We start from the raw sequence: 21,656 nt of genomic DNA, 5'->3' as shown, positions 1-21,656 counted from the left end.
CTCGGACTCACTACGCGCGTACCGGCCCCAAGCCGCACACAGAGACAGAAATCCCAAGATCAGGGAAAGTCGGTCATCGGTGCTAGGCGTGGGCATGCCCCTGGTGACGGGCAGGAGGCAGCTAACAGGCAGCGCAAAGGGTCAGTGTAGCCAAGCGGCACACTGATGTCCAGTCGGGGTTCTCAGAGACCCACGTTGCTCTCAACAGCTGTTCTCAACACCCATGAATAGCCCTCGCGCGGTGTGCGCTCTTCTTTACTGCCCGCTTCGTTCTCGATCCATGCCTCGGATGCGGATCGAGATGAAGACGCGTCCTGAGAATTGCGCGCCGCGTGCGGTTCGTCAAGGCCCCGAGGCCGGGACGGATCCCCGGCGATCTTCACCTGGGCCCCCAGGACGCCCGTTGACGCCCCCTGGGAGACGCACGGCGAAGATCACCCTACTCGTCACCGCCGGAAGATCAAGGCAGCGTCTCGGGGCACGCCAAAGGGCGACCACCCGGATGGGTGATCGCCCTTCGCGATGTGACATCCCCGCCTCGCGGCAGGAACGGTCCTGAGGAGTCAGATGACTCGCAGGGTCACTTGACCTCGACGGAGGCGCCGGCGGCCTTGAGGGACTCGGCGGCCTTCTCGGCGGCCTCCTTGGCGACCTTCTCGAGGACGGGCTTCGGGGCGCCGTCCACGAGGTCCTTGGCCTCCTTGAGACCCAGCGAGGTCAGCTCACGCACGACCTTGATGACCTGGATCTTCTTCTCGCCGGCACCCGTGAGGATGACGTCGAACTCGTCCTGCTCGGCCTCGGCCTCGGCGGCGGGGCCACCGGCGGCGGGACCGGCGACGGCGACGGCCGCGGCGGCGGTGACGTCGAACTTCTCCTCGAACGCCTTAACGAACTCGGAGAGCTCGATGAGGGTGAGCTCCTCGAACTGGGCGAGCAGGTCTTCCTGGCTGAGCTTCGCCATGATGGCGTCCTTCCACTAATTCGGCAGGTGCCGGATGTATATGTAGGCGGGCGTACGGGCCCGCTTCGAGCCGGTGGGGCGGAGTGTTACTCCGCCACCTCGGCGTCGGCGGGAGCCGGCGTACCGGCACCGCCCTGCTCGGCCCTCTTGGCGCGAAGCGCTTCCGCGGTGCGGACGAACTTCGACGGCAGAGCCTGGAAGAGCTGCGCAGTCTGAGTCTGCTTGCCCTTCATGGCACCGGCCAGCTTGGCGAGCAGAACCTCGCGGGACTCGAGGTCCGCGAGCTTCTTGATCTCATCGGCGGACAGCGCCTTACCGTCAAGGACACCGCCCTTGATGATGAGGTTGGGGTTGTCCTTGGCGAAGTCACGAAGACCCTTCGCCGACTCCACCGGGTCACCGGTGATGAAGGCAACCGCCGTCGGACCTGCGAACAGGTCGTCCAGCGTGTCGATCCCGGCCTCGTTGGCCGCAATCTTGGTCAGCGTGTTCTTCACCACGGCGTACTGGGCGTTCTCACCGAGCGAGCGACGCAGCGTCTTGAGCTGCGCCACGGTGAGACCCCGGTACTCGGTCAGCACAGCGGCGTTCGAGCTGCGGAACTGGTCCGTCAGCTCGGCTACCGCGGCAGCCTTGTCGGGCCTTGCCATGAGCGTCGGCCTCCTTCCGGGTGATGAGGACCGCTCAGAAGGGGCCGGGAAAGACGAAACGCCCCGGCGCAGGCGCCAGGGCGTAGCTCGACCGAACGAATCCGGGAGCTTTCCACGGTCACCTGCGCAGGTCGTCCGTTCTCGACGGATCCTTCGGTCACCGTCCCTCTTGCGAGAGCGCGGTAACGACCAGCGGTCTTTGGCTTCCTGTGGAGAGTACGCGACCGGGGCCGCGCCGAGCAAATCCGTCCCGGTTCGACCGGTGCGGGAGGTTTGGGACGAGGCCGCCCAGGGGTCAGGAGGCGCCCGCGGTGCTGCCCTGCTGCTTCAGGATGTCCTTGAAGTCGACCGTGTCACCGGCCGCGGGCTTCTCCACCGCGACGTCCGTGCCGTAGTCGCTGTAGAAGACCGTCGAATTGAGCTCGCCGGTCTTCGTCTCGCCCCGCTCGGTCTTCTTCACCAGCAGGTTGTCCTTGTCGACCCAGATGTCGACCGTCTCGGTCGTGATGCCGAGCTGTTCGAGCTGCTTCTTGAAGGCGGCGAGCTGCGTCGCGTCCAGCGACGAGCTCTCCGCGGTCAGCTCCGCCACGTCGACCGTGCCGGAGTAGTGCGTCGTGGCGACACCGCGTACGTCCTCCTGGCCGACCTCCTTGACGTCGCCGGAGGCCAGCAGCGCGTTCACCCCCTGCTGCGGGGTGCTGTTCCGCATCTGCTCCTTCATGACCTCGCCGGAGGCGCCGGCCAGCTCGGCCAGGTCCGCGTAGCCGTAGCGGATCCAGTGCTTGCCGCCCACGTTCGCCGCGAAGGCCTCGCCCATGTTGGCGTAGTACTCGTCCTTCAGGTAGCGGGCCTGCATCGTGCCGTCGCCGCCCGCCTGCTTCAGGGCGTCCCCCATGGTGCCTCCGGTGTACGTGATCTCCAGCTCACCGGTGATCCCGTCCGTCCAGGCGAGGACACCGGACTGCTCCATGGACATGCTGCTGCCCATCACCGTGGTGCCCTCGACCTTGGCCGAGTCGGCATCGCCGGTCTCCTTCTGCACCAGGCGCAGGGCGGCGACGGCCTGCGTGTTCACCGCACCGCCGGCTTCGCGCCCGCCGTCCGCCCCCGGGGACTTCGCGGAGCCGTCCGGGCCACTGCAGGCCGTCACCGATATCAGCGCCGCTGCCGCGGCCAGCGAGAACCCCGCACGCCGCACCGTATTGATCGTCATGTAGCACTCCACCCCTTGCTCACTGATTCCTTCTACGGATACGAGGACGGGCCCCGCACCTCGAAAGGTTGCGGGGCCCGTCACATGCCGTGAAACGGCTACCGGGTGAGCACGGGGGCTCAGACGGAGGCCGGGTCCTCCTCGACGAGGAGGTTGCGCACGCGGTTGGAGTCCAGCGGGATGCCGGGGCCCATCGTCGTGCTCATGGTCGCCTTCTTGATGAAGCGGCCCTTGGCGGCGGACGGCTTCAGACGGAGGATCTCCTCCAGCGCCGCACCGTAGTTCTCGACCAGCTTGGTGTCATCGAACGACGTCTTGCCGATGATGAAGTGCAGGTTCGAGTGCTTGTCGACGCGGAACTCGATCTTGCCGCCCTTGATGTCGTTGACAGCCTTGACGACATCGGGGGTGACGGTGCCGGTCTTCGGGTTCGGCATCAGACCACGCGGACCGAGCACGCGGCCCAGGCGGCCGACCTTGCCCATGAGGTCCGGGGTGGCGACGACGGCGTCGAAGTCCAGACGGCCCTTCGCCACCTCGTCGATGAGCTCGTCGGCGCCGACGATGTCGGCGCCCGCGGCTTCCGCGGCCGCAGCACGGTCACCGGTCGCGAAGACCAGGACCCGGGCGGTCTTGCCGGTGCCGTGCGGGAGGTTCACGGTGCCACGGACCATCTGGTCGGCCTTGCGCGGGTCCACACCCAGCGCGAAAGCGACCTCGACGGTGCTGTCGAACTTCGTGGAGGCGGTGTCCTTGGCGATACGGACGGCCTCGAGCGGGGCGTACTGGCGCTCCCGGTCGATCTTCGCGTCCGCAGCGCGGAGGTTCTTGCTGCGCTTCACTTCTACTCCTGTGGGTTCAGAGTGTGGAGTCGTGGTGCGGACCAGCGCTTGGTCCTACCACTTGGGGCTTGAGGGGCTGACTCAGCCTTCGACCGTGATGCCCATGGAACGGGCGGTGCCAGCGATGATCTTCGACGCGGCGTCGAGGTCGTTGGCGTTCAGGTCGGGGAGCTTCGTCGTGGCGATGTCGCGGACCTGGGCAGCCGTGAGCTTGGCGACCTTGGTCTTGTGCGGCTCGCCGGAGCCCTTCTCCACGCCCGCGGCCTTGAGGATCAGCTTGGCGGCCGGCGGAGTCTTCGTGATGAAGGTGAAGGAGCGGTCGTCGTAGACCGTGATCTCCACCGGCACGACCATGCCACGCTGCGACTCGGTCGCGGCGTTGTAGGCCTTGCAGAACTCCATGATGTTGACGCCGTGCTGGCCCAGCGCGGGGCCGACCGGCGGCGCCGGGTTGGCCGCACCGGCGTTGATCTGGAGCTTGATGAGCCCCGTGATCTTCTTCTTCTTGGGAGGCATTGCTCTCTCCGGGTCCTAGTGAGAGTGTTTCGCCGCCATTCCGGTCATCCGGATGGAGGCATACCGCGCAACGATAACGGGTATAGCTGCGCGACCAAAAACCGAGCAGGTCAGACCGGCTGCGAAGCCTGTCTGACCTGCTCGGTAAGCATGTGTCCAGAAGTCGGCGGAAAGCGCTAGTTCTTCTGGATCTGGTCGAAGCTGAGCTCGACCGGAGTCTCGCGACCGAAGATCTCGACGAGGCCCTTGACCTTCTTCGAGTCGGCGTTGATCTCGTTGATCGTCGCCTGCAGCGTCGCGAACGGGCCGTCGGTGACGGTGACCGAGTCGCCCACCTCGAAGTCCAGCACCTGGACCTCGACCTTGCGGGCCGGAGCCGGCTTGCCCTCGGCCTCGGCAGCCTCGCGGGCCGCCTTCTCCTCGGCCTCGGGGGCGAGCATCTTGACGATCTCGTCCAGGGTCAGCGGGTACGGGTCGTAGGCGTTGCCCACGAAGCCGGTGACGCCGGGCGTGTTGCGCACGACACCCCAGGACTCGTTCGTCAGGTCCATGCGCACCAGGACGTATCCCGGGAGCTTGTTCTGACGGACGTTCTTGCGCTCACCGTTCTTGATCTGGACGATCTCTTCCTCGGGCACCTCGGCCTGGTAGATGAAGTCCTCGACGTTGAGCGAGACGGCGCGCTGCTCCAGGTTGGCCTTCACACGCTTCTCGTAACCGGCGTACGTGTGGATGACGTACCACTCGCCGGGAAGTCCGCGCAGTTCCTCGCGCAGGGCGGTGACGGCGTCGACGGGGGCGGCCGGCTCGGCCTCTTCCGCGTCGGACTCGTCGCCCTCGGAGGCGTCCTCGACGTCCTCGTCCTCGGCGGCCTCGTCGGATTCGGCGGCCTCCTCGGCCTCCGCCTCCTCGTCGGACTCGACGTGCACGGCGTCCTGCTCGGCGGGCTCGCCCGCGGCTTCGTCAGCAGCTTCGACCTGGTCCGGGGCCACGGCGTCCGCCGCCTCGACGATGTCGAGCTCGTCCTCGGCGGACTCGACGGCGCTCGCCGTGGGCTCGGCGTCGTCGTTCAGGTTCGGGTCAGACACGATGGCTGCTTCTTCCTGGATACAAATGGGTGGAACATGCGAAAGAGGCGCCGATGAGGCGCCCTCCGCGGGGATCAGCCGAAGACGTACTTGATGACCCGCGCAAATCCGAAGTCGATCACGGTGACGAGACCGATCATGACTACAACGAAGACGATCACCACGGCCGTGTACGTCGACAGCTGGCTGCGCGTCGGCCATACGACCTTGCGGAGCTCGGCGACGATCTGGCGGTAGAACAGCGCGAGACGGCCCAGAGGGCCCTTCTTGCCGCGCTTGCCGCCCTTCCGAGACTTCTTCTCCGACTCGGGGGCTTCGTCCTCGGCATCAGGCATGTCGATGGAGCCCACGGCGTCCGTCACGCTACTCACCTGATTCCGGGTCGTGGCCGTGCCGCGCCCGGTGGAGCCGCACGGCGGTGCATTGAAGTACGTACATGCGCACACATCCTGGCGAAGGAGTGTGTAGCAGGGCCGGAGGGACTTGAACCCCCAACCGCTGGTTTTGGAGACCAGTGCTCTACCAATTGAGCTACGACCCTTTGTGGTTTCCACCAACCTACCGCATCCTCCCCGGTGGGCCGGGTGCGAAAACGGTGTGGCTGATGAAGGCCAACGACAGGTGAGTGTACGTGCTCAGCGGCGCCGCGTCGAACAGACAACTACCGACCGGTCCTGTCCGGATCCTGTCCGAGTGCTGTCCGGTCCCTGAAACCCCTGTGCCGTCGGCATTTCGTGTCTGCGAGCATGGGGGCCATGAGCGCTGCAACTTCTCCGTCCGAGCGCCGGGTTTCGGCCCGCATCGGTGCGATCTCCGAGTCCGCCACCCTCGCCGTCGACGCCAAGGCAAAGGCCCTCAAGGCCGCCGGGCGCCCGGTGATCGGTTTCGGTGCCGGCGAGCCCGACTTCCCGACCCCCGGTTACATCGTCGACGCCGCGATCGAGGCCTGCTCCAACCCGAAGTACCACCGCTACACCCCCGCGGGCGGGCTCCCCGAGCTCAAGGCCGCCATCGCAGAGAAGACGCTGCGCGACTCCGGTTACGAGGTCGAGCCGTCCCAGGTCCTGGTGACCAACGGCGGCAAGCAGGCCATCTACGAGGCCTTCGCCGCGGTCCTCGACCCGGGCGACGAGGTCATCGTCCCGGCGCCGTACTGGACCACCTACCCGGAGTCCATCCGTCTCGCCGGCGGTGTGCCGGTCGAGGTGGTGGCCGACGAGACCACCGGGTACCGGGTGTCCGTCGAGCAGCTGGAGGCGGCGCGCACCGAGCGCACCAAGGTCGTCCTGTTCGTCTCGCCGTCCAACCCGACCGGCGCCGTCTACGACCGGGCCGACACCGAGGCGATCGGCCGCTGGGCCGTCGAGCACGGCCTGTGGGTGCTGACCGACGAGATCTACGAGCACCTGGTCTACGGGGACGCCGAGTTCACCTCGCTGCCGGCGATCGTGCCCGAGCTGCGCGACAGGTGCATCGTGGTCAACGGTGTCGCCAAGACCTACGCGATGACCGGCTGGCGGGTGGGCTGGATCGTCGGCCCCAAGGACATCGTGAAGGCCGCGACGAACCTCCAGTCGCACGCCACCTCCAACGTCAGCAACGTCGCGCAGGTCGCCGCGCTGGCAGCCGTCTCCGGCCCGCTGGACGCGGTCGCCGAGATGCGCACGGCCTTCGACCGCCGGCGCAGGACGATCGTGCGGATGCTCAACGAGATCGACGGCGTGTTCTGCCCCGAGCCCGAGGGCGCGTTCTACGCGTACCCGTCGGTGAAGGAGCTGCTCGGCAAGGAGATCCGCGGCAAGCGCCCGGCCACCTCCGTCGAGCTCGCCGCCCTCATCCTCGACGAGGCCGAGGTCGCCGTCGTCCCCGGTGAGGCCTTCGGTACCCCCGGCTATCTGCGGCTGTCCTACGCCCTGGGCGACGAGGACCTCGCCGAGGGCGTCTCGCGGCTCCAGAAGCTGCTGGGCGAGGCCCGCGACTGATCAGCCCACTCACGTGAGCAGGTTGGCCCCCGGCTCCGGCCGGGGGCCATTTCTTTGTTCGAGAGGTAACTCAGGAGGAGAACCGGCTACCGCGACACGCCCCGCATGCGGCAAGATCCTTCAATGGAGCGTGACGTACGGCTGTTGCCCAAGGCCCACCTGCACCTGCACTTCACCGGGTCGATGCGGCCCACGACCCTGCTGGAACTCGCGGACAAGTACGGGGTCCGGCTGCCCGAGGCGCTGACCGGCGGCGAGCCGCCCCAGCTGCGGGCCACCGACGAACGCGGCTGGTTCCGCTTCCAGCGCCTCTACGACATCGCCCGGTCCTGCCTCCGCTCGCCGGAGGACATCCAGCGGCTCGTGCGCGAGACCGCCATGGAGGACGTCGCGGACGGCTCCGGGTGGCTGGAGATCCAGGTCGACCCCACCTCGTACGCCCCGCTGCTCGGCGGGCTGATCCCGGCCATCGAGATCATCCTGGACGCCGTGGACAGAGCGGCGCGCGAGACCGGGCTCGGGATGCGGGTCGTGATCGCGGCGAACCGGATGAAGCACCCGCTGGACGCCCGGACGCTGGCCCGGCTGGCCGTGCGGTACGCGGACCGCGGGGTGGTGGGCTTCGGGCTGTCCAACGACGAGCGCCGCGGCATGGCCCGCGACTTCGACCGGGCCTTCGCCATCGCCCGCGAGGGCGGCCTGTTCGCGGCCCCGCACGGCGGCGAGCTCGCCGGCCCCTCCAGTGTCCGGGACTGCCTGGACGACCTGGGCGCGGGCCGGATCGGGCACGGCGTACGGGCGGCGGAGGACCCGAGGCTGCTGCGCAAGCTCGCGGAGCGGGGGGTGACCTGCGAGGTCTGCCCCGCGTCCAACGTGGCGCTCGGCGTCTACGAGAAGCCCGCCGACGTACCCCTGCGCACTCTGTTCGACGCGGGGGTCCCGATGGCGCTCGGAGCGGACGACCCGCTGCTCTTCGGCTCGCGGCTGGCCGCCCAGTACGACCTCGTACGGCGCCATCACGCGTTCACCGACGAGGAGCTGGCCGAGCTGGCGCGGCAGTCCGTGCGGGGGTCGGTGGCGCCCGTCGACGTGCGGGAGAGGCTGCTGGGCGGCATCGACGCGTGGCTCGCGGGCTGAGGAGCGACTCGGTACGCCTGCTGTGCCGCTGCCCCACCCGCTGTGCCGTCAGAGGCTGACGCCGACCGTCACCGGTTCGTTGACGAGGGTGACGCCGAAGGCCGCGTGGACGCCGTCGACGACCTCGCGGGCCAGGGCCAGCAGGTCCTCGGTGGTCGCTCCGCCGCGGTTGGTCAGGGCGAGCGTGTGCTTGGTGGAGATGCGGGCCGGGCCCGTGCCGTACCCCTTGGTGAAGCCCGCCCTGTCGATGAGCCAGGCGGCGGACGTCTTCGTGCGGCCCTCTCCGGCGGGGAAGGCCGGGGGTGCGGTGTCCTCGCCGAGGCGGTCCCTGACACGGGCGAGGAAGGCGGTGTGCTCCGCGTCGTCGAGGATCGGGTTGGTGAAGAAGGACCCCGCCGACCAGGTGTCGTGGTCCTCCGGGTCGAGCACCATGCCCTTGCCGGCCCTCAGCCGCAGGACGGTCTCGCGGGCGGCGGCGAGAGGGACGCGGTCGCCCTGTCCGACGCCCATGGAGCGGGCCGTCTCGGGGTAGCGCAGCGGTGCGGACAGCCCGCCCGCGTCCTCCAGCCCGAAGCGGACGCGGAGCACCACGAACCGGTCGGGCTCCGCCTTGAAGCGGCTGTGCCGGTACGAGAAGGCGCACGCGTCGTTCGGGATGGTGACCGTCTCGCCGGAGCGCCGGTCGTAGGCGACGACCTCGGTGATGACGGAGGACACCTCCTGGCCGTACGCACCGACGTTCTGGATGGGGGTCGCCCCCGCCGATCCGGGAATTCCGGCGAGGCACTCGATGCCTGCCAGGCCCGCCTCGACCGTACGGGCCACGGCCTCGCTCCACGGCTCGCCGGCCGCCAGTTCCAGCGTCGTACCGGAGAGCTCGAAGCCCTCGGTGGCGATGCGCAGGGCTGTTCCGTCGAAGCCCTTGTCCCCGATGACCAGGTTGGAGCCGCCGCCGATGATCAGGAGCGGGGTGCCGCTCGCGTCGGCCTCCCGCACGGCGGCGATCACCTCGGCGTCGGTGGTGGCCGTCAGGAGGCGGGCGGCGGGGCCGCCGAGCCGGAAGGTGGTCAGGGGGGCGAGGGGGGCGTCGTGGAGTTCCAGCACGGGGACAAGAGTACGGTCCGCGGCCCCGCCGCTCGGGCGGGGCCACGGACCGTGCACATGCGCGGGGATCCGGCGGCGGCAGCGACCTGGCCGCCGGCCGGCACCGGGGAGAGCGGCCGGGACCGGCCCGCGAGGCACCCTCGGCGACCGGGACCGGCCAGCGGCTCCGTACCTCAGGCCAGCCGGACCACGGCGCGGGACATGCCCAGCACCTTCTTGCCGTCGCTCGTCGCCGTCAGGTCCACCCGCACCAGGTTGTCGTCCAGCTTCGCGGCGACCTTGCCGCTGACCTCGACCACCGCACCCGTGTCGTCGTTCGGCACGACGACCGGCTTGGTGAACCGCACGCCGTACTCGACGACCGCACCCGGGTCACCGGCCCAGTCCGTGACCACCCTGACGGCCTCGGCCATGGTGAACATGCCGTGGGCGATCACATCAGGCAGCCCGACCTCACGTGCGAACTTCTCGTTCCAGTGAATGGGGTTGAAGTCACCCGAGGCGCCGGCGTACCGCACCAGCGTCGCCCGGGTCACCGGGAACGACCGCGCGGGCAGCTCCGTGCCGACCTCGACCGCCCCGTACTCCACACTCGCCGTCATGACGCCTCCTCGGCGGCACGCGCCACCAGCTTCGTCCACGCGGTCACGACGTGTTCGCCCGACTCGTCGTGCACCTCGCCGCGGATGTCCAGGATGTCGTTGCCGGCCATCGTCTTGACCGCCTCGATCGTCGAGGTGACCGTCAGCCGGTCCCCCGCGCGCACCGGACGCGTGTACGCGAACTTCTGGTCGCCGTGCACCACACGGCTGTAGTCCAGGCCCAGCTGCGGGTCCTGGATCACCTGACCTGCTGCCTTGAATGTGATCGAGAAGACGAACGTGGGCGGAGCGATCACGTCCGAGTGCCCCAGAGCCTTGGCGGCCTCCGGATCCACATAGGCGGGATGGGTGTCACCCACCGCCTCCGCGAACTCCCGGATCTTCTCCCGGCCGACCTCGTACGCCGGAGTGGGCGGATAGGTCCGCCCCACGAAGGACTGGTCGAGCGCCATGAGCCCGCTACCTCCTGATGAAAAGTCGAAATAGGGCGAGGGACGGCCCGAGCCATCAAGATAAACGACACGAGGCCGCCCCCAGTGGGGACGGCCTCGTGTACGAGCCTGTTTTCAGCGCGTTTCGCGGTGCGCAGTGTGCGAGTTGCAGCGCGGGCAGTGCTTCTTCATCTCAAGACGGTCCGGGTTGTTACGCCGGTTCTTCTTGGTGATGTAGTTCCGCTCCTTGCACTCCACGCAGGCCAGCGTGATCTTCGGGCGGACGTCGGTGGCAGCCACGTGAGTGCTCCTTGGACGGACGATGGACGGATGAACGCAAAAAAGAGTAGCCGATCGAAGGACCGACCCCACAATCGGCTACCGTTAGTAGCGGTGACCGGACTTGAACCGGTGACACAGCGATTATGAGCCGCTTGCTCTACCGACTGAGCTACACCGCTTTGATGACGAGCTTCCCCGCCGAAGCGGGGTTACCCGATCACCAGAGCCCCAATGCGGAATCGAACCGCAGACCTTCTCCTTACCATGGAGACGCTCTACCGACTGAGCTATTGGGGCGAGCGAGGAAGACATTACACGCTCTGTCGCCGTCGCCCAAATCCGTTTCCGCGGCCCCTCCCGGGCCCTTCACCGGCCTCCCCCCGGACCTCGGCCACGACCCCCTGATCAGGCCCTTGATCAGCGCGTACGCCGCCTCTCCGGACCATCGCACAACCCCCGCACCAGCACCCTCGGCCCCGCCTTCCCCGCACGCCCCGGGAGGCCACATTCGTACGACTATTCCGCTGCTGCGCCGGGGGCACCGGGCCCGCCCATAGGCTCGGCGCACTCAACGTGACGTGATCTTGCACCCCCTTCCAGGAGCGCGATGCCCGACGACCGGCCGCGGCGGCCCGACAACGGCGCGGCCGGCCCGGACGCCGGCGAAGGCACGGGCCCGCTCCTGCTCAGCGGGGCCCGGCTCGCCGACGGACGCACGGTCGACGTACGGATCGACGGCCCGCGCATCGAGGCGGTCGGCACCGCGGGCAGCCTCGGCACCCGCGGCACCCGCCTGGACCTGCGCGGCTATCTGCTGCTCCCCGCACCCACCGAACCCCACGCGCACGGCGACACGGCACTCACCGCCTCCACCGGCGGGCCCGCGTCCCAGCGGCCCGAGGACGTCCGCCGGCGCGCGACCGAAGCCGCCCTCCTCCAGCTCAGCCACGGGGCCACCGCCCTGCGCGCCCACGTACGCGTCGGAGACGTACAGGGCCTCACCTCGCTCGAAGCCGTCCTCGGGGCGCGCCGCTCCCTGCGCGGGCTCACCGACGTCACCACCGTCGCCGCGCCCCGGCTGCTCACCGGTGTGGCGGGGGCCGAGGGTCTCGCCGTGCTCCGGGACGCCCTGGACATGGGCGCGGACGTCATCGGCGGCTGTCCGGACCTCGACCCCGACCCGTCCGGCTACGCGGAGACGGTGCTGGGCCTCGGCGCCGAGCACGGCCGCTCCGTCGACCTCCACACGGACGGTGACGCCCCCGCCCGGCTGGCCCGGCTGGCCGCCATGGCCGGCGGACTCCGCCCCCGCGTCTCCCTGGGCCCCTGTGCGGGTCTCTCCCGGCTTCCCGGCGACGCCGCCGCCCGTGCCGCCGACCAGCTCGCCGCCGCGGCCGTGACGGTGATCTGCCTCCCCCAGGGCGGCTGCTCCGGCGCACGCCTCCGCGGCAACGCTCCGGTAGGGCTCCTGCGGGCCGCCGGGGTGCGCGTCGCGGCGGGCGGCGGGGCCCTGCGCGACACCTCCAACCCCGTGGGCCGCGGCGACCCCCTGGAAGCCGCGTACCTCCTGGCCTCCCGGAGCGGGATCGCACCCGGGCACGCCTACGACGCCGTCTCCACCACCGCGCGGGCCGTCATGGGCCTGCCCGAGGTACGTGTCGAGGCCGGTTTCCCCGCCGAGCTCCTCGCCGTACGCGGCGACGGGCTCTCCGGGGTGCTCTCCCTCGCGTACAGCAGGATCGTGGTGCACCTGGGGCGGGTGGTCGCGCGGACCAGCGCCGTACGCGAGTACTGCGACTCCGAGGCCGTGGCCGCCCTGGACCTTCCCCGCCAGGGACGCGCCGATTCCGGCCCGGGCAGCGGCCCTTGAGCGCGGGCGCGCGCTCCGGCGTACCGTCGGAGGCATGCGCATTGTCATTGCAGGTGGACATGGTCAGATCGCACAGCGGCTGGAGCGGCTGCTCGCCGCCCGCGGCGACGAGGCGGTCGGCATCATCCGCGACCCGCAGCAGGGCGAGGATCTCCGGGCCGCAGGCGCCGAACCCCTCGTCCTCGATCTCGAATCGGCCTCCGTGGAAGAGGCCGCCGAGGCGCTGCGCGGCGCGGACGCGGCGGTCTTCGCCGCCGGTGCCGGCCCGAACAGCGGTACGGAACGCAAGGACACGGTGGACCGCGGCGCGGCCGTGCTGTTCGCGGACGCGGCGGAACAGGCGGGCGTACGCCGGTACATCGTCGTCTCCTCGATGGGCGCCGACCCGGAACACCCGGGCAACGAGGTCTTCGACGCGTATCTGCGTGCCAAGGGCGAAGCCGACGCGTACGTACGCTCCCGGACGGCCCTGGCGTGGACGGTCGTGCGTCCCGGCATGCTGACGAACGACGCCGGCACCGGTCAGGTCCTGCTCCAGGCCTCGACGGGCCGCGGGCCCGTCCCGCGCGACGACGTGGCGGCGGTCCTGCTGGAGCTGCTGGACACCCCGGCGACGGCGGGCCTGACCCTGGAACTGATCTCGGGAAGCGTGCCCGTGGCGGTCGCGGTGAGGGACGTGGCCGGGAACTGACCTCCGGCGGGGCGCCTTCCGGCCCCCGGAAACGAGAAGGCCCCTGACCGGACGTACCGGTCAGGGGCCTCGTCCGTGTGGGGCGCCAGGGTGCGAACCCGGGTGGGCCCGAGCCGGCGGATTCGCGACGGAGTCCTCGGACTCCATAAGCGTTCGCTGTTGCGTAGGTTGACAGCCCGTCAGTCGCACCGCCGACCGGGAGGCGCACGCACCTCGCCACGCACGGCAGTGGCGCCGGACGGCCGACTGTTCCGTACGAGCCGCGGCGGGCTTCAGAAGGCCGGGTCGCCGCCCTTATGATCTTCGCCACGCCGGGGTTCCCTGCTGGCTCAGCAGGGCGCGCGAACCGTCCGGATCGACGCGGCGCCGCGTGAACGGAACGAGCCCGGGCAGCGTCTCCCCGGGGGGACGGCTGGGGGACACCCTGATCAGGGTGGGATCCGGGTGGGCCAACGTCTGGGTACGAGGGGCGATCGGCACGTCCGCGGTCACACGTGCACACATGCAGAAACCCCGCCCGACCTGCGCTTAGCAGATCGGACGGGGTTTCCCGTCCTGTGGCGGCGCCAGGGTTCGAACCTGGGTAGGCTGAGCCGGCAGATTTACAGTCTGCTCCCTTTGGCCACTCGGGCACACCGCCTTGAACGACGCGTCGAAGCTCGGCTTCCGGGCTCCTTGGCGACGACGTAAACGATACCTGATGGCCGGGGGTGCTACGCCACCTGATTGATCAGTGCTCGGCGCGGGCGGGGGTGGCTAGGCTTTGCGGCGTACCCCAACGCATACGACGCAAGGAGCCACACGTCATGGCCGACTCCAGTTTCGACATCGTCTCGAAGGTCGAGCGGCAGGAGGTCGACAACGCCCTCAACCAGGCCGCCAAGGAGATCTCCCAGCGTTACGACTTCAAGGGCACGGGTGCCTCGATCTCGTGGTCCGGCGAGAAGATCCTGATGGAGGCGAACGGCGAGGAGCGGGTCAAGGCGATCCTCGACATCTTCCAGTCCAAGCTGATCAAGCGCGGGATCTCCCTGAAGTCGCTGGACGCGGGCGAGCCGCAGCTGTCCGGCAAGGAGTACAAGATCTTCGCCACGATCGAGGAGGGCATCTCCCAGGAGAACGCCAAGAAGGTGGCGAAGATCATCCGCGATGAGGGCCCGAAGGGTGTCAAGGCTCTGGTCCAGGGCGACGAGCTGCGGGTCAGCTCGAAGAGCCGGGACGACCTGCAGACCGTGCAGGCGCTGATCAAGGGCAAGGACCTGGACTTCGCGGTGCAGTTCGCCAACTACCGGTAGACGGTTCGCCGCTGTGTGCGGCGGTTCTCGGGCGGGGTGGGGTGTGCCGGTCGGGCGCACCCCGCCCCGTCCGCGTGTGCGATGTCCGAAATCCGCCGGTCGGGACGCGGTGGAGGTCGCAGACTCGTGTGTACGGGGATGGCGCGGGCCCGGTTCACGCGGGCCGCCGGGCAGGGAGTGTGACGAGTGATGACGACGGTGTACGCGAAGGTCGACAGCCCGCTGGGTGAGTTGTTGCTGGCCGGCGAGGAGCGGGCCGCAACGGGTGGGGCGGGCGGGGTGGCATTGGCCTCCTTGTCGCTGCCGGGGCAGAAGGGCGCCGCGGTCGTGCGGGACGGCTGGCGGCACGCTCCTGAGCTGTTCGGCGAGGTCGCACGGCAGTTGGAGGCGTACTTCGAGGGGCGGTCGACCCGCTTCGACGTCGCGTACGCGGACGGCGTCGGCACGGACTTCCAGCGGCGGGTCTGGCGGGCGCTGGACACCATTCCGTACGGGCGGACGGTGTCGTACGGGCAGATCGCCGCGCAGGTGGGTTCCGCGGGGGCCGGGGTGCGGGCCGTGGGGACGGCGATCGGGCGCAATCCGCTGCTGGTCGTGCGGCCGTGCCACCGGGTGATCGGGGCGGACGGGGCCCTGCGGGGCTATGCGGGCGGCGTGGAGCGCAAGGAGCGGCTGCTGGAGCTCGAGGGCGCCCTGGCGTGCAGGTGATGTCCCGCGGGGTGCCGTACGCGTCCGACGGGCTGTTCCCGCGACCGCGGGCGGTCGTGGCGCCGGGGGCGGTCCATGTGCCGGGGTGGTTGTCGGAGGTACGGCAGCGGGAGTTGGTGGAGGCGTGCCGGGAGTGGGCACGGGGCCCTGTGCCGTTGCGGCACAGCGTGCTGCCGGGCGGGGCGGTGATGTCGGTGCGGACGGTGAGCCTGGGGTGGCACTGGGTGCCGTACCGGTACGTGCGGACGGCCGACGACGTCAACGGGGCGCGGGTCGCCGCCTTCCCGCCGTGGCTCGCGGAGCTGGGGCGGGCCGCGGTGGCGGACGCGTACGGGGACGCGGAGGCGGGCGCCGCGTACGCGCCGGATTCCGCGCTGGTGAACTTCTACGACGGTGCGGCGCGGATGGGGATGCACCAGGACAAGGACGAGCGGTCGGGTGCTCCCGTGGTGTCGCTGAGCCTCGGTGACACCTGCCTGTTCCGCTTCGGGAACACGGAGGACCGGGGACGGCCCTACACGGACGTGGAGTTGGCCTCCGGCGATCTGTTCGTGTTCGGCGGTCCGTCGCGCTACGCGTTCCACGGGGTGACCAAGGTGTTCGAGGGAACGGCCGGTCCCGCGTCGGGGATGCGGGCCGGCCGGCTCAATCTGACGTTGCGCGAGACGGGCCTGGGCGGGACGGGCTCGCGCGGGACTCGGTCGGGCGAGTGGGGCGGGGCGTAGGTCAGCGGCGGTCGCGGGAGTTGCCGAAGAGCAGCCGGTAGGCGATCAGCAGGACGAGCGAGCCGGCGACGGCCGCGATCCATGTCGCCGTGTCGTAGAAGTCGGTGTTGATCGGCCGGTCGAGGAAGCGGGACGACAGCCAGCCCCCGAGGAAGGCGCCCACGATGCCTATGAGGGTCGTGCCGATGATGCCGCCGGGGTCGCGGCCCGGCAGGAGGAACTTGGCGATTGCCCCGGCCAGCAGTCCGAGGATGATCCAGCTGATGATGCTCATGTGCGCGAACCTACCCGTCACGTGTTCCCGCAAGCCAGGGCGCTCGTGGGGGCAGGTTCGATTGCCCGGGGCGCTGCCCGTCTACCGCGTCGCGAACGGCTGGTCGCTGCGGACGATCTCCTTGCCGAAGGGCATCAGGGAGACCGGGATCAGCTTGAAGTTCGCGATGCCCAGCGGGATTCCGATGATCGTGACGCACAGGGCGATGCCGGTGAAGATGTGGCCGAGTGCGAGCCACCAGCCGGCCAGGATCAGCCAGAGGATGTTCCCGATGAACGAGGGGCTCCCGGAGTCCCTGCGGTCGACGACGGTGTAGCCGAAGGGCCAGAGGGCGTAGACGCCGATGCGGAACGCGGCCAGGCCGAAGGGGATGCCGATGATCGTGATGCAGAGGAGGACGCCCGCGGCGACGTAGCCGAGGAACATCCAGAAGCCGCACAGGATCAGCCATATGACGTTCAGGATTGTCTTCATGGTCGATACCCTGCCATCTGCTCGAGTCTGGAGATGCGTTCCGCCATGGGCGGGTGGGTGGAGAACATCTTGGACATGCCGCGGCCGGGCCGGAACGGGTTCGCGATCATCATGTGGCTCGCGGTCTCGATCCTCGGTTCGGGCGGCAGGGGCAGCTGCTTGGTGCCGGCGTCGAGCTTGCGCAGGGCGCTCGCGAGGGCGAGCGGGTCGCCGGTGAGCTGGGCTCCGGCCGCGTCGGCCTCGTACTCGCGGGAGCGGCTGACCGCGAGCTGGATGACGGAGGCCGCGAGCGGGCCGAGGATCATGATCAGGAGCATGCCGACGATGCCGGGGCCCTCGTCGTCGTTGGACCGGCCCACGGGGATCAGCCAGGCGAAGTTGACCAGGAACATGACGACGGAGGCGAGGGCTCCCGCGACGGAGGAGATCAGGATGTCGCGGTTGTAGACGTGGCTGAGCTCGTGGCCCAGGACGCCGCGCAGTTCGCGTTCGTCGAGGATCTGGAGGATGCCCTCGGTGCAGCACACGGCGGCGTTGCGCGGGTTGCGGCCGGTGGCGAAGGCGTTGGGTGCCTGTGTCGGGGAGATGTAGAGCCGGGGCATGGGCTGTCGGGCCGCGGTCGAGAGCTCTCGGACGGTGCGGTAGAGCTGTGGCGCCTCGAATTCGCTGACGGGGCGGGCCCTCATGGCGCGCAGGGCGAGCTTGTCGCTGTTCCAGTACGCGTAGGCGTTGGTGGCGAGCGCGACGAGGAGGGCCACGACGAGGCCGGTGCGTCCGAAGAAGCTGCCGATGACGATGATGAGTGCGGACAGTCCGCCGAGGAGTACGGCGGTCTTCAGCCCGTTGTGCCGGCGGTGCACGGTACGCCCTCCAAATGGTGCAGCAGGGGAACCCTTGCTCGGTGGTGCTCCACTCCCCAGTGGAGCCTCCCGTACTGGTCAACGCGAGGCGAGGGGAGCTAGTTCCCTTGTGCTCGGAGGCCCGGAGGCAAAGACGGAAGGGGCGGATCCGAGTGGATCCGCCCCTGGGCCGTACGGGTGGCCGCGCCCGTGCCGGGCGGGTGGCCGCGCCCGTGCCGGGCGGGTGGCCACGTCTGTGGCAACCGGTGCCGTGCCTCTGCCGTGACCCCGTGCCGCGTCGTCGTGCCGGTCAGCGCTGCGCGGGGAGGGGGAGGCCTGCCAGCGCGCGGGCCTCGGCGTCCGGCTCGACGTCGCTGGTGCAGTGGCCGCAGCGGGTGGCGACGGCGGGGATCTCGGTGAAGCAGCGGGGGCAGTCGCGCAGGGCGGCCTTGATGTCGGCCTTCTCTTCTTCTTCCTTCGTCGCGAAGCGGTTCTGGACGTTGGCCATGGGGACGACGACCAGGAAGTAGAGGACGGCGGCGGTGATGAGGAAGGCGATGGCGGCGCTGATGAACAGGCCGTACGGGAAGATCGCGCCGTCCACGGTGAAGGTGGCCTTGCCGAAGTCGCCGGTGCCCCGGGTGAGGAGACCTATCAGCGGCACGATGAACGCGTTGCTGAAGCCGGTGACCACGGCGGTGAAGGCGGCTCCCACTGCGAGGCCGATGGCCATGGAGATGACGTTTCCGCGCAGGATGAAGTCTTTGAACCCGTTCAGCACCGCTCTGGCTCCTCTTCGCTCTTCTTGGGTGACGCGTGCAGGCATGACCATGCCCCGTGCGCACCTTAGGGAGCAAGCCGATCCTGCGGGCGTCAGAAGAGGTTGACGGCCGCGAAGCGGAGGACGAGCTGGGGTGCGCCGGAGAGTGCGACCCCGATCACGGCGGTGAGGGCGATAACGGTGGTGAGCGGCGCGGGAGCACGGTGTTTCGGCGGCCTGGGAGGCTGCTCGCCGTCGGCCGTCTCCGGCGAACGGAAGAGTGCCGCGGTCCACTGGAGGTAGTAGTAGAGCGCGATCACCACGTTGACGGCCATGACGACGGCGAGCCAGCCCAGTCCGGCGTCGACGGCCGCGGAGAAGACCGTGACCTTCGCGAAGAGGCCGATGATGCCGGGCGGCAGACCGGCCAGGCAGAGCAGGAAGAAGCCCATGGCGAGTGCGGCCAGGGGGCGGGTGGCGTAGAGACCGCGGTAGTCGCTGATGCGGTTGCCCGGGTGGGTCCGGGCGACGAGGGCGGCCACGGCGAAGGCGCCGAGGTTCACGACGGCGTACATGAGGGCGTAGGCGACCGTGGAGCCGATCTGCTCGTCGCTGGAGTACGCGGCGGCGGCGATCGGGACGAGGAGGTAGCCCGCCTGACCGACGGACGACCAGGCGAGAAGGCGTACGGCGCTGCGCGCGCGGGTGGCGCTCTGCCGGAGCGCGGCGACGTTGCCGACGGTCATGGTGAGGGCGGCGAGGACGGCGAGGGCGGGGCCCCAGACGTCCGCGTAGGACGGGAAGCCGATCACCGTGACGAGGATGAGGCCGGAGAAGCCGACCGCCTTGCCGACGACCGAGAGGTAGGCGGCGATGGGGAGCGGGGCTCCGACGTAGGTGTCGGGGACCCAGAAGTGGAAGGGCGCGGCGGCGGTCTTGAACGCGAAGCCGACGAGGGTGAGGGCGACCCCGGCCTTGGCGAGGGTGTCGAACCGGCCGGGTACGTCGTCGAGGTGTGCGGCGATCTCCGTGAGGTGCAGGGTGCCGGTGGTCGCGTAGACGAAGCTGACGCCGAGGAGCATGACGGCGGTGGCGACGACGGAGGAGAGGAAGAACTTCAGGGCCGCTTCGGAGGACCGCCGGTCGCCGCGCTTGATGCCGACGAGGGCGAAGGCGGGGAGCGAGGCGACTTCGAGGGCCACGACGAGCGTGGCGAGGTCGCGGGCCGCCGGCAGGAGCGCGGCTCCCGCCGCGGAGCACAGCAGCAGGAACCAGAACTCACCCGCGGGGAGCTTGCGCGTGTCGCCGATGGAGAGCAGTGCGGTGAGCAGCGCGCCTCCGAGCACGAGGGCCTGGATGACGAGGGCGAAGTGGTCGGCGGTGTAGCTGCAGGCCTGGACGGGGCCGGTGAGGCAGAAGGTGGAGCGGTCCCCGGCGCGCAGGGGGATGAGGAGGGCGAGCGCCGCGACGAGTCCGGCCACGGCGCCGTAGCCGAGGAGCGGCTTGTGCCGTTCGCCGACGAAGAGGTCGGCGACCAGGATGAGGAGGGCCACCGTGGCGGCGGTGACGGGTGGTGCGATCGCGAGCCAGTCGACGGACTGGACGAGGCTCGCCGCCCCGGTTGCGCTGTCGGCTGCCACGGTCACGACTTGCCTCCTGCGAGGAGCTTCTGCACGGCCGGGTCGGTGAGGCCGAGGAGGACGGCGGGCCAGAGGCCGGCGAGGACGGTGAGCGCTGCGAGGGGGGTCCAGGCGGCGAGTTCGTAGCTCCGGATGTCGGCGACCGGGTGCGGCTCCTCGCGCTTCTCACCCATGCAGACGCGGCGTACGACGATCAGCATGTAGGCGGCGGTGAGCAGGGTGCCGAACGCGCCGATGGACATGAAGGTGAGGAACGCCGGGCGGCTGAGGCCCTCGGCGGGGTCGAAGGCGCCGAACAGGGTGAGCATCTCGCCCCAGAATCCGGCGAGGCCGGGCAGTCCGAGCGAGGCGATCGCGGCGAAGGCGAGGAGGCCGCCGAGTCGGGGGGTGCGGCCGTAGAGGGCCGCTCCGGTGGCTCCGGCGAGGGTGTCGAGGTCCGCCGTGCCGTAGCGGTCCTTGACGGCGCCCACCAGGAAGAACAGCAGACCGGTGATGAGGCCGTGGGCGATGTTGGCGAAGAGCGCGCCGTTTACGCCGGTGGGGGTCATGGTCGCGATGCCGAGGAGCACGAAGCCCATGTGGCCGACCGAGGAGTACGCGATGAGGCGCTTGAGGTCGCCCTTGGCGCCGGGGCGGGCGAGGGCGAGGCAGGCCAGGGATCCGTAGATGATGCCGACGACGGCGAAGGCGGCGAGGTAGGGCGCGAAGGTCCGCATCCCGTCGGGGGTGATGGGGAGCAGGATGCGCACGAATCCGTATGTGCCCATCTTCAGCATGACGCCGGCGAGGAGTACGGAGCCGACGGTCGGGGCCGCGGTGTGGGCGTCGGGGAGCCAGCTGTGGAGCGGCCACATCGGGGTCTTCACGGCGAGGCCGATCCCGATCGCGAGTACGGCGATGACCTGCACGGACGCGGTGAGGCCACGGCCGTTGTCAGTGGCGAGTGCCACCATGTCGAAGGTGCCGCTCTTCAGTCCGATGAGGAGCAGTCCCAGCAGCATGACGACGGAGCCGAGCAGGGTGTAGAGGATGAACTTCCAGGCGGCGGGCTGCTTCCGGTCGCCGCCCCAGCGGGCGATGAGGAAGTACATCGGGATGAGGACCATCTCGAAGGCCAGGAAGAACAGCAGCAGGTCGAGGACGGCGAAGGTCGCGAGGGTGCCGGACTCCAGGACGAGGACGAGTGCGACGAATGCCTTCGGGGACGGGCCCGTGGGCAGCTTGAAGTAGCTGTAGAGCGCGCAGAGGAAGGTCAGCAGCGCGGTCAGTACGAGAAGGGGGAGCGAGATGCCGTCGGTGCCGAGGTGGATCCGGACGTCGAGTGCCGGGATCCAGCTGATGTCGGTGGTGGCCTGCATCCTCGACGGGTGGTCGTGGTCGAAGCCGGCGGCCAGGACGAGTGCGGCGATGAGCACGGCGCCGGTGACGGTCACACCGTGGCGGAGCACGGCCTGGTCGGGGTTCCTGCCCCTGAGCCCGGGCGGGGCGGGCAGGAGCGCGGCGACGGCGCCCAGGAGCGGGGCGGCGACGATGAACGCCAGAAGGAACTGCATCACGGATGCGCTGATA

At 69.8% G+C, this 21,656-nt stretch carries 24 protein-coding genes and 4 tRNA genes; 7 read left to right on the top strand and 21 right to left on the bottom strand.

All coding sequences use genetic code 11. The annotated features are described in order from the left end of the window. Positions 1 to 580: 580 nt before the first annotated feature. The 8 genes from rplL to ACFWVP_RS06570 all read right to left on the bottom strand — a co-directional run bounded on the left by rplL (position 581) and on the right by ACFWVP_RS06570 (position 5,814). Positions 581 to 964, bottom strand: a complete 384-nt coding sequence (rplL, locus tag ACFWVP_RS06605; RefSeq protein ID WP_384494135.1) for a 50S ribosomal protein L7/L12 — start codon at positions 962 to 964, stop codon at positions 581 to 583. Positions 965 to 1,050: 86 nt separating this feature from the next. Continuing rightward, positions 1,051 to 1,614 (bottom strand): 50S ribosomal protein L10, encoded by a 564-nt coding sequence (gene rplJ / locus ACFWVP_RS06600; RefSeq protein ID WP_384494133.1) that lies wholly within the window; start codon positions 1,612 to 1,614, stop codon positions 1,051 to 1,053. A 295-nt stretch (positions 1,615 to 1,909) separates the two neighbouring features. After that, positions 1,910 to 2,827 carry a hypothetical protein gene (locus ACFWVP_RS06595; RefSeq protein ID WP_384494131.1) on the bottom strand — a complete coding sequence of 306 codons (918 nt, stop codon included), beginning with the start codon at positions 2,825 to 2,827 and terminating at the stop codon, positions 1,910 to 1,912. Positions 2,828 to 2,946: 119 nt separating this feature from the next. Beyond that, entirely contained in the window at positions 2,947 to 3,669 is a 723-nt protein-coding gene (gene rplA, locus ACFWVP_RS06590; RefSeq protein WP_056796660.1) for a 50S ribosomal protein L1, read from the bottom strand. An 81-nt stretch (positions 3,670 to 3,750) separates the two neighbouring features. Beyond that, the gene (rplK, locus tag ACFWVP_RS06585; protein ID WP_384494130.1) at positions 3,751 to 4,185 is read right to left on the bottom strand and encodes a 50S ribosomal protein L11; all 435 of its coding nucleotides are present in this window, start codon (positions 4,183 to 4,185) and stop codon (positions 3,751 to 3,753) included. A gap of 176 nt (positions 4,186 to 4,361) precedes the next feature. After that, on the bottom strand, positions 4,362 to 5,273 hold the full coding sequence (gene nusG, locus ACFWVP_RS06580; protein ID WP_384494128.1) for a transcription termination/antitermination protein NusG: 912 nt from the start codon (positions 5,271 to 5,273) through the stop codon (positions 4,362 to 4,364). Positions 5,274 to 5,347: 74 nt separating this feature from the next. After that, on the bottom strand, positions 5,348 to 5,635 hold the full coding sequence (secE, locus tag ACFWVP_RS06575) for a preprotein translocase subunit SecE (RefSeq protein ID WP_384494127.1): 288 nt from the start codon (positions 5,633 to 5,635) through the stop codon (positions 5,348 to 5,350). A 106-nt stretch (positions 5,636 to 5,741) separates the two neighbouring features. Further along, positions 5,742 to 5,814 (bottom strand) — tRNA-Trp (locus ACFWVP_RS06570). Positions 5,815 to 6,028: 214 nt separating this feature from the next. Here ACFWVP_RS06570 and ACFWVP_RS06565 point away from each other — a divergent pair. Both ACFWVP_RS06565 and ACFWVP_RS06560 read left to right on the top strand, forming a co-directional pair. Further along, a complete protein-coding gene (locus ACFWVP_RS06565) occupies positions 6,029 to 7,255 on the top strand; it encodes a pyridoxal phosphate-dependent aminotransferase (RefSeq protein ID WP_384494125.1) in 1,227 nt (408 codons plus the stop codon). Positions 7,256 to 7,378: 123 nt separating this feature from the next. Further along, positions 7,379 to 8,392: an adenosine deaminase gene (locus tag ACFWVP_RS06560; protein ID WP_384494123.1), complete on the top strand. Its 1,014-nt coding sequence runs from the start codon at positions 7,379 to 7,381 to the stop codon at positions 8,390 to 8,392. A 48-nt stretch (positions 8,393 to 8,440) separates the two neighbouring features. Here ACFWVP_RS06560 and ACFWVP_RS06555 read toward each other — a convergent pair whose 3' ends face one another. From ACFWVP_RS06555 to ACFWVP_RS06530, 6 genes are all read right to left on the bottom strand, one after another. Next, complete coding sequence (locus ACFWVP_RS06555) at positions 8,441 to 9,496, bottom strand: UDP-N-acetylmuramate dehydrogenase (RefSeq protein ID WP_384494121.1); 1,056 nt, start codon at positions 9,494 to 9,496, stop codon at positions 8,441 to 8,443. A gap of 173 nt (positions 9,497 to 9,669) precedes the next feature. Beyond that, positions 9,670 to 10,098, bottom strand: coding sequence for a MaoC family dehydratase (locus tag ACFWVP_RS06550; protein ID WP_384494120.1), 429 nt, complete (start codon positions 10,096 to 10,098; stop codon positions 9,670 to 9,672). Then, positions 10,095 to 10,550: a MaoC family dehydratase N-terminal domain-containing protein gene (locus ACFWVP_RS06545; protein ID WP_384494119.1), complete on the bottom strand. Its 456-nt coding sequence runs from the start codon at positions 10,548 to 10,550 to the stop codon at positions 10,095 to 10,097. Before ACFWVP_RS06545 ends, ACFWVP_RS06550 begins: the two co-directional genes overlap by 4 nt. A 114-nt stretch (positions 10,551 to 10,664) precedes the next feature. Beyond that, the gene (gene rpmG / locus ACFWVP_RS06540) at positions 10,665 to 10,829 is read right to left on the bottom strand and encodes a 50S ribosomal protein L33 (protein WP_003956487.1); all 165 of its coding nucleotides are present in this window, start codon (positions 10,827 to 10,829) and stop codon (positions 10,665 to 10,667) included. Between the two features lie 88 nt (positions 10,830 to 10,917). Then, positions 10,918 to 10,990: transfer RNA gene (locus ACFWVP_RS06535), tRNA-Met, on the bottom strand. Between the two features lie 45 nt (positions 10,991 to 11,035). After that, positions 11,036 to 11,108 (bottom strand) — tRNA-Thr (locus ACFWVP_RS06530). A 310-nt stretch (positions 11,109 to 11,418) separates the two neighbouring features. On the opposite strand from ACFWVP_RS06530, the gene ACFWVP_RS06525 reads away from it, so the two are divergent. After that, a complete protein-coding gene (locus ACFWVP_RS06525; protein WP_384494117.1) occupies positions 11,419 to 12,681 on the top strand; it encodes a hydrolase in 1,263 nt (420 codons plus the stop codon). A 34-nt stretch (positions 12,682 to 12,715) separates the two neighbouring features. Next, positions 12,716 to 13,372 (top strand): SDR family oxidoreductase, encoded by a 657-nt coding sequence (locus ACFWVP_RS06520; RefSeq protein WP_384494115.1) that lies wholly within the window; start codon positions 12,716 to 12,718, stop codon positions 13,370 to 13,372. A 558-nt stretch (positions 13,373 to 13,930) separates the two neighbouring features. Here the strand turns inward: ACFWVP_RS06520 and ACFWVP_RS06515 are convergent. Beyond that, a tRNA-Tyr gene (locus tag ACFWVP_RS06515) sits at positions 13,931 to 14,012 on the bottom strand. Between the two features lie 166 nt (positions 14,013 to 14,178). Here ACFWVP_RS06515 and ACFWVP_RS06510 point away from each other — a divergent pair. From ACFWVP_RS06510 to ACFWVP_RS06500, 3 genes are all read left to right on the top strand, one after another. Beyond that, positions 14,179 to 14,667 carry a YajQ family cyclic di-GMP-binding protein gene (locus ACFWVP_RS06510; RefSeq protein ID WP_056796691.1) on the top strand — a complete coding sequence of 163 codons (489 nt, stop codon included), beginning with the start codon at positions 14,179 to 14,181 and terminating at the stop codon, positions 14,665 to 14,667. A gap of 189 nt (positions 14,668 to 14,856) precedes the next feature. Beyond that, entirely contained in the window at positions 14,857 to 15,375 is a 519-nt protein-coding gene (locus tag ACFWVP_RS06505) for a methylated-DNA--[protein]-cysteine S-methyltransferase (RefSeq protein ID WP_384494113.1), read from the top strand. Next, complete coding sequence (locus tag ACFWVP_RS06500) at positions 15,375 to 16,100, top strand: alpha-ketoglutarate-dependent dioxygenase AlkB family protein (protein ID WP_384494367.1); 726 nt, start codon at positions 15,375 to 15,377, stop codon at positions 16,098 to 16,100. Before ACFWVP_RS06505 ends, ACFWVP_RS06500 begins: the two co-directional genes overlap by 1 nt. 1 nt (position 16,101) lies before the next feature. Here the strand turns inward: ACFWVP_RS06500 and ACFWVP_RS06495 are convergent, their stop codons facing one another. From ACFWVP_RS06495 to ACFWVP_RS06470, 6 genes are all read right to left on the bottom strand, one after another. Further along, positions 16,102 to 16,374, bottom strand: coding sequence for a GlsB/YeaQ/YmgE family stress response membrane protein (locus ACFWVP_RS06495; RefSeq protein ID WP_384494111.1), 273 nt, complete (start codon positions 16,372 to 16,374; stop codon positions 16,102 to 16,104). An 81-nt stretch (positions 16,375 to 16,455) separates the two neighbouring features. Further along, positions 16,456 to 16,848: a YccF domain-containing protein gene (locus ACFWVP_RS06490; RefSeq protein WP_384494110.1), complete on the bottom strand. Its 393-nt coding sequence runs from the start codon at positions 16,846 to 16,848 to the stop codon at positions 16,456 to 16,458. After that, positions 16,845 to 17,708: a zinc metalloprotease HtpX gene (htpX, locus tag ACFWVP_RS06485; RefSeq protein WP_384494109.1), complete on the bottom strand. Its 864-nt coding sequence runs from the start codon at positions 17,706 to 17,708 to the stop codon at positions 16,845 to 16,847. The genes ACFWVP_RS06490 and htpX overlap by 4 nt, the downstream gene beginning before the upstream one ends. 289 nt (positions 17,709 to 17,997) lie before the next feature. Next, positions 17,998 to 18,468 carry a large conductance mechanosensitive channel protein MscL gene (gene mscL / locus ACFWVP_RS06480; protein ID WP_384494108.1) on the bottom strand — a complete coding sequence of 157 codons (471 nt, stop codon included), beginning with the start codon at positions 18,466 to 18,468 and terminating at the stop codon, positions 17,998 to 18,000. A 92-nt stretch (positions 18,469 to 18,560) separates the two neighbouring features. Continuing rightward, entirely contained in the window at positions 18,561 to 20,093 is a 1,533-nt protein-coding gene (locus ACFWVP_RS06475; RefSeq protein WP_384494106.1) for an NADH-quinone oxidoreductase subunit N, read from the bottom strand. Next, a complete protein-coding gene (locus ACFWVP_RS06470; RefSeq protein ID WP_384494365.1) occupies positions 20,090 to 21,640 on the bottom strand; it encodes a NuoM family protein in 1,551 nt (516 codons plus the stop codon). The genes ACFWVP_RS06475 and ACFWVP_RS06470 overlap by 4 nt, the downstream gene beginning before the upstream one ends. Positions 21,641 to 21,656: the final 16 nt, after the last annotated feature.

Origin of the sequence: Streptomyces sp. NPDC058637, from assembly GCF_042717325.1 — a bacterium.
Lineage (GTDB): Bacteria > Actinomycetota > Actinomycetes > Streptomycetales > Streptomycetaceae > Streptomyces.
Note: the sequence above shows the minus strand (reverse complement) of the source record. Positions and strands in the feature narration are given on the sequence as shown.

Bases quoted from the DNA above. Each gene is read 5' to 3' on its own strand.
- ACFWVP_RS06560 (WP_384494123.1), top strand. From the start codon at position 7,379: ATGGAGCGTGACGTACGGCTGTTGCCCAAGGCCCACCTGCACCTGCAC.
- ACFWVP_RS06495 (WP_384494111.1), bottom strand. From the start codon at position 16,374: ATGAGCATCATCAGCTGGATCATCCTCGGACTGCTGGCCGGGGCAATC.
- ACFWVP_RS06525 (WP_384494117.1), top strand. From the start codon at position 11,419: ATGCCCGACGACCGGCCGCGGCGGCCCGACAACGGCGCGGCCGGCCCG.
- ACFWVP_RS06500 (WP_384494367.1), top strand. From the start codon at position 15,375: ATGTCCCGCGGGGTGCCGTACGCGTCCGACGGGCTGTTCCCGCGACCG.
- ACFWVP_RS06510 (WP_056796691.1), top strand. From the start codon at position 14,179: ATGGCCGACTCCAGTTTCGACATCGTCTCGAAGGTCGAGCGGCAGGAG.
- rplK (WP_384494130.1), bottom strand. From the start codon at position 4,185: ATGCCTCCCAAGAAGAAGAAGATCACGGGGCTCATCAAGCTCCAGATC.
- ACFWVP_RS06505 (WP_384494113.1), top strand. From the start codon at position 14,857: ATGACGACGGTGTACGCGAAGGTCGACAGCCCGCTGGGTGAGTTGTTG.
- ACFWVP_RS06550 (WP_384494120.1), bottom strand. From the start codon at position 10,098: ATGACGGCGAGTGTGGAGTACGGGGCGGTCGAGGTCGGCACGGAGCTG.
- ACFWVP_RS06595 (WP_384494131.1), bottom strand. From the start codon at position 2,827: ATGACGATCAATACGGTGCGGCGTGCGGGGTTCTCGCTGGCCGCGGCA.
- ACFWVP_RS06490 (WP_384494110.1), bottom strand. From the start codon at position 16,848: ATGAAGACAATCCTGAACGTCATATGGCTGATCCTGTGCGGCTTCTGG.
- ACFWVP_RS06470 (WP_384494365.1), bottom strand. From the start codon at position 21,640: ATGCAGTTCCTTCTGGCGTTCATCGTCGCCGCCCCGCTCCTGGGCGCC.
- ACFWVP_RS06565 (WP_384494125.1), top strand. From the start codon at position 6,029: ATGAGCGCTGCAACTTCTCCGTCCGAGCGCCGGGTTTCGGCCCGCATC.
- rplL (WP_384494135.1), bottom strand. From the start codon at position 964: ATGGCGAAGCTCAGCCAGGAAGACCTGCTCGCCCAGTTCGAGGAGCTC.
- ACFWVP_RS06520 (WP_384494115.1), top strand. From the start codon at position 12,716: ATGCGCATTGTCATTGCAGGTGGACATGGTCAGATCGCACAGCGGCTG.
- ACFWVP_RS06545 (WP_384494119.1), bottom strand. From the start codon at position 10,550: ATGGCGCTCGACCAGTCCTTCGTGGGGCGGACCTATCCGCCCACTCCG.
- rplJ (WP_384494133.1), bottom strand. From the start codon at position 1,614: ATGGCAAGGCCCGACAAGGCTGCCGCGGTAGCCGAGCTGACGGACCAG.